Source organism: Mesorhizobium sp. LCM 4576 (genome assembly GCF_001854815.1).
In the GTDB taxonomy this organism is placed as follows: Bacteria; Pseudomonadota; Alphaproteobacteria; order Rhizobiales; family Rhizobiaceae; genus Mesorhizobium; species Mesorhizobium plurifarium.
Map to the genome: position 1 here is coordinate 425,769 of NZ_MDDT01000024.1, position 15,405 is coordinate 441,173.

Sequence of the window (15,405 nt, forward strand, 5' to 3'; positions counted from 1 at the left end):
GCCTGTCTCGGGCCGTCAGCGTCGTTGCCGACGCATATAGAACCAGACCGCAGCGACCAGGAACGGTGCAAGGATCAAAAGAAGTTCGAAAGATCCTGAGCCGCCGTCAGGCGAAAATCCGAATAACCGCTCGATGAAATCCATCACAGCCTCCCGGACCTGCAACAAGAATTGCAGTCAACGATGTCTTTGCATCTGTTGGGCGGCTGCCCCTCTGCCGGCGATTGCCACCAACACCTCAGCTTGATAACACAAGATAAGCAAAGCCGCCACACGCAATCGATATTCTGGCGGCGCTCGTGCTTCCGACCGCGATCGATGGCTGCATAATATGCGAAGGCCGCGCCTTCGTAGAAGGCGCGGCCCCGCGGAGTGCCGTGGTTCTGCGGCCGCTATTTGTAGGAGTGGACGAGATCCAGCGAGGCCACCGCGACGGCCAGGTTGACGCCGGTCTGCGCCTGGACGCTGAGCGGCTCCAGCATGAAGGCGCCGTCGAGRCCGCCGACCAGGAGATTGGCGCCGCCGCCGGTCACCACGGAAGCCTCGGCGTTGACGCCGTAGTAGCTGCCGGCGAGGTCGCCCGCCTCATGATGACGCGTGCCGGCAAGCACTGCCCAGACGAGCTGGCCCTGATGCGTCTGGCCAAGGTCGACGCCGAGCTTGGAGATCATGCCGGTGTACTGTTCCGCCGGACCGTGATGATAGGGACGGAAGGTGCACGACACACCCTTGTTGGAGGTGATGACGTAGCCGATGCCGCCATCGATGGTGCAATCGAGCGTGCCAAGGCGCAGCGTGCCGGCGCTGACCGGAGAAGCGAGGACCGTGGCGGCAAGCGCGGCAGCGGCACAGGCAAGGGATTTGATCATTGGAAAGGTCCTTTCGCGAAAATTTGGCCCCGGCTTAACGATCGAGGTGTGTCGAGCGTTCCGCCGAAAACTTGGCGCGAACATGGCGAAGGTTAACGCGTTGCCCTGGGCGATTAACGGATCGCTATCGGCGTCGCCGCGGCGCAACACGGCGGCCGCCGGCGGTGACCGGGCGTCGTGCGATACACCCCTTCCGGCGGCGTCAGCTTCCGATCAGCTGGCGTTGCCACCGGTGCGCGAAAGGCCGTCCTTGGCCGGCTGGTAGTTGGGATCGAGGTGGACCGCCTCGCGATAGGACTTGGCCGCCCGTCCCTTGTCGCCGCGCCGCTCGTAGATCAGCGCCTGGTTGGCCCAGGCCTCGGCATTCTTGCCGTCGAGCTTGATGGCCATGTTGAAGTCGGAGAAGGCGTTGTCCTCGTCGCCCGTCGCCAGGTAGGAGAGGCCGCGGCCGTTGTAGGGCTCGGCGGCGTCCGGCGCCAGCGAGATCGCGGTCGAGAAATCCTCGATGGCGAATTTGTGCTGGCCCTGGCTCTGATAGATCAGGCCGCGATTGTGGTAGGCGCGGGCGTCGGTGGTGTCGAGCTGGATCGCCTTCTGGAAGTCGTTGAAGGCATCCTGGGTGCGGCCCGCCTTGCGGTAGAGATTGCCGCGGCCGATATAGGCGGCGTCGTAGTTGGCATTGATCTGGATCGCGCGGTTGTAGTCGGCCAGAGCCGCTTGCTGATTGCCGAGGAAGCGCTGGATCAGCGCGCGGTTCGAATAGGCCTGGTAGAAGTTCGGATTGAGCTGGATGGCCTKGTTGAAGTCCTTGAGCGCCGCCTGGTACTGGCCGCCGCGGCCATAGGCCGAGCCGCGCACATTATAGCCCTCGGGATCCTGCGGATTGCGCTGGATGACGGCCGAAAGCGAGGAGATGTTCTCGCTCGACCCCTGCGCCTTGTCGATCGAGTTGAACTCACCTGTCGGGCTTGTCTGGCATGCTGCAAGCACCAGACCCGAAAACAGGGCCGCCGTCAGGGCGAAGCCGCGAAAAGCGGTTCCGCGCTCTACGGTAATAGCGTTCATCTTTGTCCTCACTGCCGCGGCGCCGTCAGTCCGTTCCCTCTCCGAACCGGCTCGAATCTATAAACAAAAAGGTGGCGGCGATTTCGCATCGCGCCACCCTCGGTATCCTTCGAAAAGGACGAAAAATTGGCGTTATGAGCGCGGCGAGYGCGATGCGCCGGCAGCACCAGCCGGAGCCGGGCGCGGGGTCATCGGCAGCAGRCCTTCGCGCTGGGCGCGCTTACGGGCCAGCTTGCGGGCGCGGCGCACGGCCTCGGCCTTCTCGCGGGCACGCTTCTCGGACGGCTTCTCGTAGTGACCGCGCATCTTCATTTCGCGGAAAATACCTTCGCGCTGCATCTTCTTCTTCAGCGCGCGAAGCGCCTGATCAACGTYGTTGTCGCGGACGAGTACCTGCACGGGCAATCCTGTCTTCGGGTTTGAAATCGTTAGGCAATCGGCCATAGCCGGGATGCCTCCGCGGCGAGCTGCACCGCGAATTGTGGCGGCTGATAGCAGAATCAGGCTGGGATGTCCACCTCTGATTGCGCGAAACAGCGATCAAAAACCCGAGCGCTGCACGCCAACGTTTGTTCGCCCTATGCGGTCGTCAGATGGAGGCGCGCAAAGTCCTCGAAAAACTCGCCATAATCGCAGGTGATTTCCTCGCCGGCGGCGATGTCGCGAATGGCGGTGGYGCCGCCATATTGAGAGAAATCCGTATTCGGTCGTTCCGAATGGTTCATGAAACGGCCATTGTCGACCTCATAGACCATGAAGCCGGGCTTGTCCGGGCTCGGATAGGCGTAGCGGTCGAGCAACTCGCGCAGATGCGGCGGCGCGGCCTCGTATTTGTCCATCGGGATCAGCCGGTCGAAATCCGGGTCGAGCCGCCAGATCGAAGCGCCTCGGCGGATCGRCTCGGCGGCGAAGACGCCGACGCCTTCGATGGCGCTCTGGGCTACATAGGTTCTGATCAGCAGCATCGTTCCCCGTCCATTCTGACGGGAAACGAAATCGTCAATTCGCGCCGAAATGCAAGGCCGCGCCGCGACATTTCAGCGGATGAGCACGTTTCCAGCTTGCTGGCCGGATCACGTCCGGTTGATCGAGACGCCRCCATCGGCAAACAAGGCCGTGCCGGTGGTGAAGCTCGATGCGTCGGAGGCCAGATAAAGCGCCGAGCAGGCGATCTCTTGCGGCTGCGCCATGCGCTTCAAGGCATGGATGCCTTCGACGAAGGCGCGCGCCTCGGGCGTGGTCGTGGTCGCGCCGGGCGTGTCGGTGCCGCCGGGCAGCAACGCGTTGACGCGCAAACCTCTTGGGCCGTATTCGGCGGCCAGCACCTGCGTCAGCCCGATCAGGCCGGCTTTGGCCGCGGCATAGGCCGCCATGCCCGGCATGCCGGCGGTGTAGCCGACAAAGCTCGAGGTGAAGATCAGCGAACCGCCGCCGCGCTCCAGCATTGCCGGGATCTGGTGCCTGGCGGCGAGATAGGCGCTGGTCAGGTTGGTGTCCATTGTCTCATGCCAGGTCGCCGGCGCCATGTCGGGCACCGGCCCCATCGCGCCGACGGCGCCGGCATTGTTGAAGGCGATGTCGAGGCCGCCAAAACGCGCAATGGCGAGTTCCACCAAGGCCTTCRCATAGGTTTCGTTCCTTACGTCGCCGGCAAGCGCGGCCGCTGCGCCGCCGGCATCCTCGATCTCGCCGACGAGCGCGTCGAGCTCGGCCTGACGCCGGGCGGCGACGACCAGGCTTGCGCCTTGCTCGGCGAACAGCCTGGCAGTGGCGCGGCCGATGCCGGAACTTGCGCCGGTAACGATGGCGACCTTGTTTGTCAGGGTGAGCATGTTCTTGCATCCTTCCTTTGTGCCGGGCTGCCGGCGGTTGGATGCTTGGGTCGCAAATGTGCATGGATGCAGCCACCCGAAAGCTGCCTTGCCACCGTCGCGCGGACATTGCATGACGCTGGCGCAAAGCGGCAAGCGCCGTCGCAAACAGCGCAAGGATGACATCGCGGTTTCGCTAGTGATAGACCTCGCGTGACGGGAGAGGCCCGAACGACATCCGCGATTTTGGCGCGAGGCTTAACGTGAAGAAATACTCGGTATTCGCCATCGCCCGCGAGGCGATGCGCGGCCACAAGGGCTGGGAAGAGCAGTGGACTTCGCCCGAGCCGAAGAAGGAATACGACGTCATCATCGTCGGCGCCGGCGGTCACGGCCTGGYGACGGCCTACTACCTGGCGAGCGAGCACGGCATCACCAACATCGCGGTGCTGGAGAAGGGCTGGCTCGGCGGCGGCAACACCGGCCGCAACACCACCATCATCCGCTCCAACTACCTCTATGACGAAAGCGCCGGCATCTACGACCATGCGCTGAAGCTGTGGGATGGGCTTTCCCAGGAGCTCAACTACAACGTCATGTATTCGGCGCGCGGCGTCATGATGCTGGCGCACAATGTGCACGACGTGCAGGTCTTCAAGCGCCATATCCATGCCAACCGCCTCAACGGCATCGACAATGAATGGCTGACGCCGGAAGAGGCGAAAGAATTCTGCCCGCCGCTCAACATCTCCAAGGATGCGCGTTATCCGGTGATGGGCGCGGCCTTGCAGCGGCGCGGCGGCACGGCACGCCATGACGCGGTGGCCTGGGGCTATGCGCGCGGCGCCTCGGCGCGGGGCGTGCACATCATCCAGAATTGCGAGGTCACCGGCATCAAGCGGGCGGCCAATGGCGCGGTCAGCGGCGTCGAGACGACGCGCGGCTTCATCGGCGCCAAGAAGGTCGGCGTGGTCGCGGCCGGCCACTCGTCGGTCATCATGAACATGGCCGGTGTTCGCATGCCGCTCGAAAGCTATCCGCTGCAGGCGCTGGTGTCGGAGCCGATCAAGCCGGTGGTGCCTTGCGTGGTGATGTCGAACACCGTGCACGCCTATATCTCGCAGTCGGACAAGGGCGAGCTGGTCATCGGCGCCGGCACCGACCAGTATGTCTCCTATTCGCAGACCGGCGGCCTGCACATATTGCAGCACACGCTCGACGCCATTTGCGAGATGTTCCCGATCTTCACGCGCATGAAGATGCTGCGCTCCTGGGGCGGCATCGTMGACGTGACCCCCGACCGCTCGCCGATCTTGGCGAAGACGCCGGTCAAGGGACTCTACGTCAATTGCGGCTGGGGCACGGGCGGTTTCAAGGCGACGCCAGGCTCGGGCAATGTCTTCGCGCACACGATCGCGAAGGACGAGCCGCACCCGATCAACGCGCCCTTCACGCTGGAGCGCTTCCRCACGGGGCGTCTCATCGACGAGGCCGCCGCGGCGGCGGTGGCGCATTGATGACGGCTCAGCCGATTTGCTTTCACCCGGCCGGCGCGTGCGCCGGTCACGGCAAGTTTTAGGATCACCCAGATGCTTCTCATCCGCTGCCCCTATTGCGAGGAAGAGCGCCCGGAACTCGAATTCCGCAATGCCGGCGAGGCGCATATCGCGCGCCCGACCAACATTGCCGCCGAGAGCGACGACGATTTCGAGAAATTCTTCTTCATCCGCGCGAACCCCAAGGGCGTCATCTATGAGCGCTGGCGCCACATCCATGGCTGCGCGCGCTTCTTCAATGCGGTGCGCGACACCGTCACCGACAAGTTCGTCATGACCTACAAGGCCGGCGAGCCGAAGCCCGCGAAGCTGCCTGGAGCCTCGAAATGAACGCCGCGTTCCRTATCTCCGGCGCCGGTCGCCTCAGCCAGGCGAAGACCGCTGCGTTCAGCTTCGACGACAAGCCCTACACCGGCATCGCGGGCGATACGCTTGCMTCGGCGCTGYTTGCCAACGGCGTGCATCTCGYCGGCCGTTCCTTCAAGTACCACCGGCCGCGCGGCTTCCTGTCGGCCGGGGCGGAGGAGCCCAACGCGCTGGTGCAGATCGTGCGCGACGATGCGCGCAAGACGCCCAATGTTCGCGCCACCGTGCAGGAGCTCTATGACGGGCTGACGGCCAATTCGCAGAACCGCTGGCCGTCGCTCGCTTTCGACGTCGGCGCCATCAACGATATCGCCTCGCCGATGTTCTCGGCCGGCTTCTACTACAAGACCTTCATGTGGCCGAAATGGGCCTGGAAGGATCTTTACGAGCCAAAGATCCGCGCCGCCGCCGGCCTCGGCGTTTCGCCCGAGAAGCCGGACCCGGACCACTATGCCTCCCGCTACGCGCATTGCGAGGTGCTGGTGCTCGGCGGCGGCGCCGCCGGCATCGCCGCCGCCCTTGCCGCCGCCGAAACAGGCGTGCGGGTAATCATCGCCGACGAGCAGGCCGAATTCGGCGGCAGCCTGCGCTTCGAGAGCGGCGCCAGGATCGACGGACAGGACGGCTACGCATGGGCTCAAGCGGCGATCGCCAGGCTCAAGGCGATGGACAATGTCCGCGTGCTCTCCCGCACGACCGCTTTTGGCTACTACGCACAGAATTTCGTCGGCCTGGTCGAGCGGGTCAGCGACCATCTCAAGAACCCTGGCCGGGAGCTGGCGCGCGAACGCTTGTGGCAGGTCCGCGCCGTCCGTGTCGTCATCGCAACCGGCGCCATCGAGCGCCACATGGTCTTCGCCAACAACGACCGTCCAGGCGTGATGCTGGCTTCGGCGGCGCGCACCTACCTCAACCACTACGGCGTGGCCGTCGGCAGGAATGTCGGCGTCTATACGGCCAATGATTCCGCCTATGCCGCCGCGATCGACCTCAAGAAGGCCGGCGTCAATATCGCCGCCATCGTCGATCTGCGCGACAACCCTTCGGGGGCCGTGATCGACGAGGCGAGGGCGCTCGGCATCGAGATCAATTTCGGCCGCGCGGTGGTGAGCGCCGGCGGCAAATTGCGCGTGTCGTCGATGACCGTGCAGCCGAAGAATGGCGGCGGCGGGCGCACTATTCCCGTAGACGCGATCCTGATGTCGGCCGGCTGGACGCCGTCGGTGCATCTGTTCTCGCAGTCGCGCGGCAAGGTCGCCTTCAACGACGAGACCAGGCGCTTCGTGCCCGGCGCCTATGCGCAGGATTGCGTCTCGGTCGGCGCCTGCAACGGCACCGACGGGCTCGATGCGACGGTCGACGAGGCTTATGCGGCCGGCGCAAAGGCGGCGAAGGAGGCCGGCGGCAAGGTTGGCAAGGGCGCCAAGCCGAAGGTCGACGCCGGCGAGAGCTGGTCGCGCGGCATGCTGGGTGCTGGGCCCGGCGCCGGGCCGGGCACGACAGTCAAGGCCTTCGTCGATTTCCAGAACGACGTCACCGCCAAGGATATCCGCCAGGCGGTGCATGAAGGCATGCACTCGATCGAGCACGTCAAGCGCTTCACCACCAACGGCATGGCGACCGACCAGGGCAAGACGTCCAACATGCATGGCCTGGCGATCGCCGCCGAGGAGCTGGGCAAGCCGATCCCCCAGGTCGGCCTCACCACGTTCCGCGCGCCCTATACGCCGGTGACCTTTGGCTCGATCGTCGGTCATGCGCGCGGCGCGCTGTTCGATCCGACCCGGCGCACGGCGACGCATGGCTGGGCGGCACGCCAAGGTGCGGTGTTCGAGGATGTCGGCCACTGGAAGCGCGCCTGGTATTTCCCCAAGGCGGGCGAGGACATGCATGCCGCCGTCAACCGCGAATGCGTGACGGTGCGCAAGGTCGGCGGCCTGTTCVACGCCTCGACGCTCGGCAAGATCGAGGTGGTCGGGCCGGACGCGGCGAAATTCATGGAACTGCTCTACACCAACCCTTGGGAGAAGCTGGAGTCGGGGCGTTGCCGCTACGGCATCATGCTGCGCGAGGACGGCTTCATCTATGACGATGGCGTCGTCGGCCGGCTGGCGCCGGACCGCTTCCACGTGACGACGACGACGGGCGGCGCGCCGCGCGTCATGAACCACATGGAGGATTACCTCCAGACCGAGTTCCCGCATCTCAATGTCTGGCTGACCTCGATCACCGAACAATGGGCGGTGATCGCGGTGCAGGGGCCGAAGTCGCGGGATATCATCGCGCCGCTGGTCGAAGGCATCGACATGTCGGACGAGGCCATGCCGCACATGTCGGTGCGCGAGGGCAAGATTTGCGGCGTGCCGACGAGGCTGTTCCGCATGTCCTTCACCGGGGAGCGCGGTTTCGAAGTCAACGTGCCGGCCGACTATGGCGAGGCGGTGTGGGAAGCGCTGTGGGCCGAAGGCCAGAAGCATGGCGCGACTGCCTACGGCACCGAGACGATGCACGTGCTGCGCGCCGAAAAGGGCTATATCATCGTCGGCCAGGACACCGACGGCACGGTGACGCCGAACGATGCCGGGCTCGACTGGGCGGTCGGCAAGAAGAAGACCGACTTCGTCGGTATCCGGGGACTGACCCGGCCGGACTTGGTGGCCAAAGGCCGCAAGCAGCTTGTCGGCCTGAAAACCAAGGACCCGAAGGTCGTGCTGGAAGAGGGCGCGCAGATCGTCGCCGATCCGAAGCAGCCGATCCCGATGAAGATGATCGGTCACGTCACCTCCAGCTACTGGTCGGAGAATTGCGGCCGTTCGATCGCGCTGGCGCTGGTCGCCGGCGGCCGCGACCGCATGGGCCAGACGCTCTATGTGCCGATGCCGAACGGCACGATCGAGGTGGAAGTCACCGGCATGGTGTTCGTCGACGAGAAGGGAGAACGCCTCAATGGCTAAGGCCGCCGCCAAGACAAAAGCCGCCGCCGCTTCCGCTTCGGTCGAGCGGCGTCCAGCACTTGCCGGCCGCACGCTGTCGGCGCCGGGCGTGAAGGTGGAGATGCTGCCGCCGGCCGAACGCATCTCGCTGCGCGCGCCGCAGGCTTCGCTTGCCGCGCTTTCCAAGGCGCTCGGCCTTGCGCTGCCGACAAAGCCGAAGACCTCGGCGACCAAGGACGGGCGTACGGCGCTGTGGCTCKGGCCGGACGAATGGCTCGTCATCGACGAGACCGGCAAGGATCCGCTCGCCGATTGCGCCAAGGTGACGGCGCTGCATTCGGCGGTCGGCATCTCGCACCGCAATGTCGGGATTTCGGTCACTGGAGCTGGCGGCGCGGCGACGGTCAATTCGGGCTGTCCGCAGGACCTGTCGCTCGAGGCTTTCCCGGTGGGTGCCGCCTCGCGCACCATCCTCGGCAAATCCGAGATCGTGCTGCTGCGCACAGCGGCCGACGCGTTCCGTGTGGAATGCTGGCGTTCCTTCTCGGACTATGTCTTTACTTTGCTGTCGGAAGCGGCAGGCGACGCGGCGAAYTGATCTCCACACTGCGCTGTCGGGAAGCAGCGCGGCAGGAACCATCGTCGGCCCTGGCCGTTTCCGCAGCTCGCGAGGGAGATTGYCGATGCCGTCCAAATCCGCGCCGAAGTCAGCCAAGAAGACAGCGGCAGTCCGTTCGCTGGAGCACGAAAGGCATCGCGAGGTCGACGAAGAAGAACTCGAGGAAGGCCTCGAGGACACGTTTCCGGCCAGCGATCCGGTATCGATTACCAGCACTTCCATCCCCGGAGGGCCGGCAAAGCCCGGCAAGGCCAAGGCCGTGGCTGGAATGAAGCCGCGCAAGAAGTAGCGCCGTCGCAGAAGGCAATCGGACTTCAGGCGAAACGAAAAGGGCGGCCAAGTGCCGCCCGTTGTCGTCGCTTCTGCTGGTGGTCTACTCTTACAGGCCGGGCACGAACCACGGGCTGACGTCGATGCCGAGGCGCGGGCTCTTGGTCTGGGTCTTGGCGGTGTCTGCCTTTTCGACCGAACCGGTCGCGRTGCAATCGAGAACCACATTGGTGTTGGTCTGAACGCAGGCGGCCGGGGCATGCTTGGCCGGCTGGTTCGCACCGGCAAAAGCGGTGCCCGAGAAAGCCAGCACGGCGGCGAGGGCGAGGATGGTCTTCTTCATTTTCCGTCTCCAGTCATCTTTTTTCGTACATGTACGATACAACGTACACATACGGGGACTGGAACCGGAATTCAAGACGGAATCTGTACGTGTACGACAACTTTTCTTGAACGTAAGAACGCGCCACGGCGAATCAAGCCGCTGGCGGCGCAAAAAACAGCTGTGAGGATCAGCAGTCGATCGGGGTTTCGGTGAGCGGCGGGATGTCCTGCTCCGACAGCGAGGCCATCATGAAGTTGCACATGCGCTTCACGTAAGCCTCGGGGTCGCCGAAAGGATAGAACGGAAAGGTGATCAGAAGCGAAATCGTGCCATGGCCGACGGTCCACAGCATGGTCGCGATGGCGCGCGGATCGCCCTTGAGCCTGCCGGCGGCGACGCAGGCCTCGACGCGTTTGATCAGCACCTTCATGGCCGGGTTGCCCTCTTCCATGTCCTCATAGCTGCGCCCCTCGGGCAGCCTGGTCTTCTCGGTCATGAAGACGGTGCGGTATTCGTTGGGATTGCCGAGCCCGAAAGCCGCGTACTCGGTCATCACGGCCTGCAGCGCTTCGATCGGATCGTCGGCGGAGTGCTCCTCGATGCGGCGGGCGAGCGTCTCGAAGGCGTCCTCGGCGAGCGCGAAGAGGATGTCCTGCTTGTCGGCGAAATAGGAATAAACCGACATCGGCGCATAGCCGACCCGCTTGGCGAGCTTACGGATGGTGAGGCCCTCATAGCCCTCTTCCTGCACCAGCTTGTGAGCCGCCGCGACGAGTTCCGAGCGAAGCTCCGCCTTCTGTTTTTCGCGGCGTTTCTGAACGCTCAGCGTCAATGTCCGCTGCCTTTGTGGTTGGTTGCCTGACGAAATTATATACGCTGTACGGGAACGGACAAGAGAGCGTTCCGGTTCCGCAACGTTCGCTCAAACTCTTCGGTTAACACGATTGCGGACGCTCTATCTCTTTGTTTTCACGCAATTCCGAACGGGAAACCGATCACACTTTTCCTGGAATTGCTGTAGCCGTCCCCCCCGGCACGCTCAAATGGCGCCAATGCCGCCATCGAGCGCCAGCGTGTGGCCGGTCATGAACGAGTTGTCAGGGTCGGCACGGAAAAGGATGCCGGTGATGATCTCGTCGACCTCGCCGACACGCTTCATCGGCACCCCGCGCGTGAGCTCGGCAAGCGCTTCGGCTTCGGGCGCCCCCGTGACACGCACGAAGCCATCGACCATTGCCGTGCGGGTGTGGGCCGGGCAGACCGCGTTGATGCGTATTCCCTTGCTGGCATATTCCACGGCGGCCGAGCGCGTCAGCCCGACGACGCCGTGCTTGGCAGCTGCATAGACCGACAGCTTCGGCGCGCCGGAGAGGCCGGCGACCGAGGCGATGTTGACGATGACACCGCCCTTGCCGCTTTCCTTGAATTGCCGCTCCAACTGAGGAATCTGGTGCTTCATGGCATAGAAGACCCCGAGCAGGTCGACCTCGACCACGCGGCGCGCCTCGTCCGATGCCACCTGCGGCAGGCGCACGAAGCTGTGCACGATGCCGGCATTGTTGACGGCGATGTCGAGCCGGCCGAACTTTTGCACGGCAAGCTTCACCAGACCCTCGGAGAGGTTTTCGTCGGCGATATTGCCGGCAAGGTGAGCCGTCTCGGCGTCGAGTGTTGCGGCGAAGCCACCGAGCGCAGCCTCATCCAGATCGGAGAGCACCAGCCGCGCGCCCTCGGCGGCGAAGGCCTTTGCCGCGCCGCTGCCGAGGCCACCGGTCGCGCCGGTGATCAGCACCGTCATCCCATCGAAACGGCCCATCGCCCAGCTCTCCCGCTTTCAGCTGTTCTCGTCGATCAGTTCGACCGCAAGCGCGGCAAGCAGCTTCACCGCTTGGCCGTAGGTCCTCGCCTTTTCCGGATTGGAGGCGTTGCCGTCCAGGGCGCGGCGGTAAACGCCCTGGCAGATCGCCGCCAGCCGGAAGAAGGAGAACGCCAGGAAGAAGGTCCAGTTGCCGATCGCCTCGATGCCGCGCCTGCGGCAGTAATCGGTGACATAGGCCTCCTCGGAAGGCAGGCCGGCGGCCGCGCGATCGACACCGCCGAGGCCGCGAAAACCCGACGCATGCGGCAGGCGCCACTGCATGCATTGATAGGCGAGGTCGGCGAAGGGGTGGCCGAGCGTCGACAATTCCCAGTCGAGCACCGCGATGACTTTTGGCGCGCCCGGCGCGAACATCATGTTGTCCAGCCGGTAGTCGCCATGGACAAGCGAAACGCGGCCGTCATCGGCCGGCATATGCGTTTCGAGCCACGCGATCAGCCTGTCGATATCGGCTATGGTTTCGGTTTCGGAGGCCCGGTACTGGCCGGCCCAACGCRTAAGTTGGCGTTCGAAATAGCTGCCGGGCTTGCCGAAATCGCCAAGGCCGACGGCGTCGACATCGACGTCGTGCATGGCGGCAAGCGTCGCATTCATCGCGTCGTAGATCGCGGCGCGCTCTTCATTGCCGGAAAGATCCGGCAGCGACGGATCCCAGAAGATGCGGCCATCGACATATTCCATGACGTAGAACATGCGGCCGATCGGGGAGTCTTCGCCTGACAGATGCAGCATGCGCGGCACCGGCACCGCCGTGCCGGCAAGCGCCCGCATGACCCGGAATTCCCGGTCGACCTGATGCGCGGATTTCAGCAATTGTCCTGGAGGCTTGGCGCGCAGCACATAACGGCCGCTGGCGGCAGTCAGAAGATAGGTCGGATTGGACTGGCCGGACTTGAATTTTTCAATCGCGGACAAGCCGRCAAAGCCCGGAATATGCGCCTCGAGATAGGGCGCAAGCGCCGCCTGGTCTATGGCACCGGCCTCGCCGCTCATGCGTTCTCGGGCTGGCGCTCGATCAGCGTCAAGGTCAGCCAGCGCGCCGTCAGGGCCGGCTTCTTCGAACCCTCGATCTCGATGGTCACGTCATGCGCCGTCTGCACCCAGCCGGACGGCCGCACCTTGACGTCCGCCAGCACGAAGCGAGTGCGGATGCGCGAGCCGGTCTTYACCGGCGCCAGGAAACGCAGCGTATCAAACCCATGATTGACACCCATCTTGGTGTTTTCGATCGGCGGCATGGTCTCGAAGGTCATTGCCGACAAAAGCGACAGCGACAGGAAGCCATGCGCGATGGTGCCGCCGAACGGCGTCTCGCGCTTGGCGCGCTCCGGATCGCAATGGATGAACTGGTGGTCGTCGGTCGCATCGGCGAACTGGTCGATCATGCGCTGCGTGACCGTTCGCCAGGGCGAGACGCCGACCTCCTTGYCGACGCTTGCCAGAAGCGTATCGAGACTGATCGGTTCCACGCTGATGTCCTCCGCACCCCCGCCCGGATAACGATTCCTCGAACCGGGCGCCTACTCCTTGAACAAAGTCATTCCATGCTGCACCGACTGGCCGCCGTCGATCGGCAGGATGGCGCCGGTGACATAGCTTCCGGCACGGCTGCACAAATAAAGCGTTGCGCCGGCAATGTCATCCGCCACGCCGATACGGCCGAGCGGAACATGGTTACCAACATGTTTCGCCTGCTCCTCGGTCGCGGTGGCAAAGGCCGTCATGCGGCTCTGGAAAGGGCCGGGCGCAAAGGCGTTGACGGTGATGCGGCGCGCGGCGAACTCGATCGCCAGCGTACGCGTCAAATGATGCACCGCCGCTTTCGAAGCAGCATAGGAATAAGCGTCGTCGGCCAGCGGCTGGGTGCCCATCACCGAGCCGAGATTGATCACGCGGGCCGGGTCCTCGTCGCTCGCGGCGGYGTCGAGCAGCGGCAAAAGCTCTCTGGTCAGGTGGAAGACGGCGGTGACGTTGACGCCGAACACCTTGGCCCAGGCGTGGTAAGGGAAATCCTGCAGCGGCGCGCCCCAGGAAATGCCGGCATTGTTGACCAGGATATGCAGGCGCTCCGCGCGCGCCTTGACCTCGGCGACGAGCGCGGCGATGCCCGCTTCGCTGGACACGTCGCCGGCAAAGCCCTCGGCATGGCCCGAGCCGCCAAGCGCGTTCAATTCGTTGGCGACTTTCACGCAATCCTCGCCCTTGCGCGAGGCGATCATCACATGAGCGCCGGCGCGCACCAGCCCGGTCGCCACCATGCGGCCGATGCCGGTCGCAGCACCCGTCACCAGCGCGGTCTTGCCGGCGACCGAGAACAGCTTGTCCAGATAGCTCATCATGTTTCTCCGCATCCTGCCCGGCCGGGGACTTGCCMAGGGACTCGCCCCAAGGACTCGCGTTGACAAGGCTAGCCGAAGTACGGTCATCCTTGCCACGGGTAAAGATTTATCTTCGGAAAGGCGTAAGCGATGGCGGACATGAATCTCGGAATGACCGAGCGGCTGAAGYCTATCCACGAGCGTGTGGCGGCGATGGTGCGCGACGAGATCGCRCCGCTCGGCGAAGCGTTCCTCGCCGAAGTCGGCAAGGGGGGCGACCGCTGGGCCTATACGGCCAGGCAGACGGAAATCCTGGAGGGCTTGAAGAAGACGGCGCGCGAGCGCGGCCTGTGGAACTTCTGGCTCACCGATTCCGAGCGCGGCTACGGCCTTTCCACCGTCGAATACGCCTATCTGGCGGAGGAGATGGGCAAGGCGCATCTCGGCGCCGAAACCTTCAACTGCTCGGCGCCCGACACCGGAAACATGGAGGTGCTGGAGCGCTACGGCTCGCAAGCGCACAAGCGCGATTGGCTGGAGCCGCTGCTCGAGGGGAAAATCCGTTCGGCCTATCTGATGACCGAGCCGGACGTGGCGTCTTCGGACGCCACCAACATTTCGATGCGCTGCGAGCGGCAGGGCGACGACTATGTGCTGAACGGCGAGAAATGGTGGGCTTCCGGAGCGGGCGATCCGCGCTGCGCCATCTATATCGTCATGGTCAGGACGGGATCGGACGGGGAGCCGCAGCATCGCCGGCATTCGATGATCCTGGTGCCTTCCGACAGCAAGGGCATCACCAAGCTGCGGCCCATGCAGGTCTATGGCGATGACGACGCGCCGCATGGGCATATGCATCTGAGATTCGACAACGTCCGGGTGCCGGCGGCAAACCTGATCCTCGGCGAGGGCAGGGGGTTCGAGATCGCGCAGGGGCGGCTCGGGCCGGGCCGCATCCATCATTGCATGCGCGCCATAGGCCAGGCGGAGATGGCGCTGGAGATGCTGTGTCAGCGTTCGGTGCGGCGCGAGGCCTTCGGCCAGCCGCTGGCAAAGCTCGRCGCGAATTTCGACATCATCGCCGAATGCCGCATGGAGAYCGAGATGGCGCGGCTCTTGTGCCTCAAGGCTGCGTGGATGATCGACCAGGGAGATGCTCGCGCGGCCGCGCCCTGGATCAGCCAGATCAAGGTGGTGGCTCCCCGCGTCGCGCTGAAGGTCACAGACGAGGCGGTGCAGATGTTCGGCGCGCAAGGCATCAGCCAGGACACGCCGCTCGCCCGCTCCTGGACGCATTTGAGGACATTGCGGCTGGCCGACGGGCCGGACGCCGTGCACCGGCGCCAGGTGGCGCGCACGGAACTAAAGAAATACACGCARGAAAAGGTCTGACG

The 15,405-nt window shown here is 64.5% G+C and carries 18 protein-coding genes; 6 read left to right on the plus strand and 12 right to left on the minus strand.

Annotated elements, in window-relative coordinates:
* Window positions 1-15: 15 nt before the first annotated feature.
* The 6 genes from LCM4576_RS37530 to LCM4576_RS15090 form a co-directional block, all read right to left on the minus strand.
* Window positions 16-144, minus strand: coding sequence for a hypothetical protein (locus LCM4576_RS37530; RefSeq protein ID WP_274534965.1), 129 nt, complete (start codon window positions 142-144; stop codon window positions 16-18).
* Window positions 145-392: 248 nt separating this feature from the next.
* Window positions 393-869, minus strand: a complete 477-nt coding sequence (locus tag LCM4576_RS15070; RefSeq protein WP_071032831.1) for a DUF992 domain-containing protein — start codon at window positions 867-869, stop codon at window positions 393-395.
* Window positions 870-1,082: 213 nt separating this feature from the next.
* Window positions 1,083-1,934 (minus strand): tetratricopeptide repeat protein, encoded by an 852-nt coding sequence (locus tag LCM4576_RS15075; RefSeq protein ID WP_071032833.1) that lies wholly within the window; start codon window positions 1,932-1,934, stop codon window positions 1,083-1,085.
* Window positions 1,935-2,066: 132 nt separating this feature from the next.
* Window positions 2,067-2,333, minus strand: coding sequence for a 30S ribosomal protein S21 (rpsU, locus tag LCM4576_RS15080; RefSeq protein WP_071033153.1), 267 nt, complete (start codon window positions 2,331-2,333; stop codon window positions 2,067-2,069).
* A 179-nt stretch (window positions 2,334-2,512) separates the two neighbouring features.
* A complete protein-coding gene (locus LCM4576_RS15085) occupies window positions 2,513-2,899 on the minus strand; it encodes an SET domain-containing protein (RefSeq protein ID WP_071032835.1) in 387 nt (128 codons plus the stop codon).
* A gap of 108 nt (window positions 2,900-3,007) precedes the next feature.
* Entirely contained in the window at window positions 3,008-3,766 is a 759-nt protein-coding gene (locus LCM4576_RS15090) for an SDR family oxidoreductase (RefSeq protein ID WP_071033154.1), read from the minus strand.
* 242 nt (window positions 3,767-4,008) lie between these two features.
* Between LCM4576_RS15090 and LCM4576_RS15095 the strand changes: the two genes are divergently transcribed.
* The 5 genes from LCM4576_RS15095 to LCM4576_RS15115 all read left to right on the plus strand — a co-directional run bounded on the left by LCM4576_RS15095 (window position 4,009) and on the right by LCM4576_RS15115 (window position 9,508).
* Window positions 4,009-5,262 (plus strand): sarcosine oxidase subunit beta, encoded by a 1,254-nt coding sequence (locus tag LCM4576_RS15095; protein ID WP_071032837.1) that lies wholly within the window; start codon window positions 4,009-4,011, stop codon window positions 5,260-5,262.
* A gap of 72 nt (window positions 5,263-5,334) precedes the next feature.
* Window positions 5,335-5,631, plus strand: coding sequence for a sarcosine oxidase subunit delta (locus LCM4576_RS15100; RefSeq protein WP_040997306.1), 297 nt, complete (start codon window positions 5,335-5,337; stop codon window positions 5,629-5,631).
* Window positions 5,628-8,621, plus strand: coding sequence for a sarcosine oxidase subunit alpha (locus LCM4576_RS15105; protein WP_071032838.1), 2,994 nt, complete (start codon window positions 5,628-5,630; stop codon window positions 8,619-8,621). The genes LCM4576_RS15100 and LCM4576_RS15105 overlap by 4 nt, the downstream gene beginning before the upstream one ends.
* Window positions 8,614-9,198, plus strand: coding sequence for a sarcosine oxidase subunit gamma (locus LCM4576_RS15110; protein ID WP_071032840.1), 585 nt, complete (start codon window positions 8,614-8,616; stop codon window positions 9,196-9,198). The genes LCM4576_RS15105 and LCM4576_RS15110 overlap by 8 nt, the downstream gene beginning before the upstream one ends.
* An 85-nt stretch (window positions 9,199-9,283) precedes the next feature.
* Window positions 9,284-9,508 carry a hypothetical protein gene (locus tag LCM4576_RS15115; RefSeq protein WP_071032842.1) on the plus strand — a complete coding sequence of 75 codons (225 nt, stop codon included), beginning with the start codon at window positions 9,284-9,286 and terminating at the stop codon, window positions 9,506-9,508.
* Window positions 9,509-9,598: 90 nt separating this feature from the next.
* On the opposite strand, the gene LCM4576_RS15120 is transcribed toward LCM4576_RS15115, so the two are convergent.
* From LCM4576_RS15120 to LCM4576_RS15145, 6 genes are all read right to left on the minus strand, one after another.
* On the minus strand, window positions 9,599-9,832 hold the full coding sequence (locus LCM4576_RS15120) for a DUF680 domain-containing protein (RefSeq protein ID WP_071032844.1): 234 nt from the start codon (window positions 9,830-9,832) through the stop codon (window positions 9,599-9,601).
* A 169-nt stretch (window positions 9,833-10,001) separates the two neighbouring features.
* Complete coding sequence (locus tag LCM4576_RS15125) at window positions 10,002-10,646, minus strand: TetR/AcrR family transcriptional regulator (RefSeq protein ID WP_040990168.1); 645 nt, start codon at window positions 10,644-10,646, stop codon at window positions 10,002-10,004.
* 207 nt (window positions 10,647-10,853) lie between these two features.
* On the minus strand, window positions 10,854-11,630 hold the full coding sequence (locus LCM4576_RS15130; RefSeq protein WP_071032845.1) for an SDR family NAD(P)-dependent oxidoreductase: 777 nt from the start codon (window positions 11,628-11,630) through the stop codon (window positions 10,854-10,856).
* A gap of 18 nt (window positions 11,631-11,648) precedes the next feature.
* The gene (locus LCM4576_RS15135) at window positions 11,649-12,686 is read right to left on the minus strand and encodes a phosphotransferase (protein WP_071032847.1); all 1,038 of its coding nucleotides are present in this window, start codon (window positions 12,684-12,686) and stop codon (window positions 11,649-11,651) included.
* The gene (locus tag LCM4576_RS15140) at window positions 12,683-13,162 is read right to left on the minus strand and encodes a MaoC family dehydratase (protein ID WP_071032848.1); all 480 of its coding nucleotides are present in this window, start codon (window positions 13,160-13,162) and stop codon (window positions 12,683-12,685) included. The genes LCM4576_RS15135 and LCM4576_RS15140 overlap by 4 nt, the downstream gene beginning before the upstream one ends.
* Before the next feature lie 51 nt (window positions 13,163-13,213).
* Complete coding sequence (locus tag LCM4576_RS15145; RefSeq protein ID WP_071032850.1) at window positions 13,214-14,029, minus strand: SDR family oxidoreductase; 816 nt, start codon at window positions 14,027-14,029, stop codon at window positions 13,214-13,216.
* A gap of 132 nt (window positions 14,030-14,161) precedes the next feature.
* On the opposite strand from LCM4576_RS15145, the gene LCM4576_RS15150 reads away from it, so the two are divergent.
* Window positions 14,162-15,403: an acyl-CoA dehydrogenase family protein gene (locus LCM4576_RS15150; RefSeq protein ID WP_071032851.1), complete on the plus strand. Its 1,242-nt coding sequence runs from the start codon at window positions 14,162-14,164 to the stop codon at window positions 15,401-15,403.
* Window positions 15,404-15,405: the final 2 nt, after the last annotated feature.

What these genes read in the sequence shown, in the direction of transcription:
- LCM4576_RS37530 (WP_274534965.1), bottom strand. Translation starts at nt 144, where the DNA reads ATGGATTTCATCGAGCGGTTATTCGGATTTTCGCCTGACGGCGGCTCA.
- LCM4576_RS15100 (WP_040997306.1), top strand. Translation starts at nt 5,335, where the DNA reads ATGCTTCTCATCCGCTGCCCCTATTGCGAGGAAGAGCGCCCGGAACTC.
- LCM4576_RS15115 (WP_071032842.1), top strand. Translation starts at nt 9,284, where the DNA reads ATGCCGTCCAAATCCGCGCCGAAGTCAGCCAAGAAGACAGCGGCAGTC.
- LCM4576_RS15130 (WP_071032845.1), bottom strand. Translation starts at nt 11,630, where the DNA reads ATGGGCCGTTTCGATGGGATGACGGTGCTGATCACCGGCGCGACCGGT.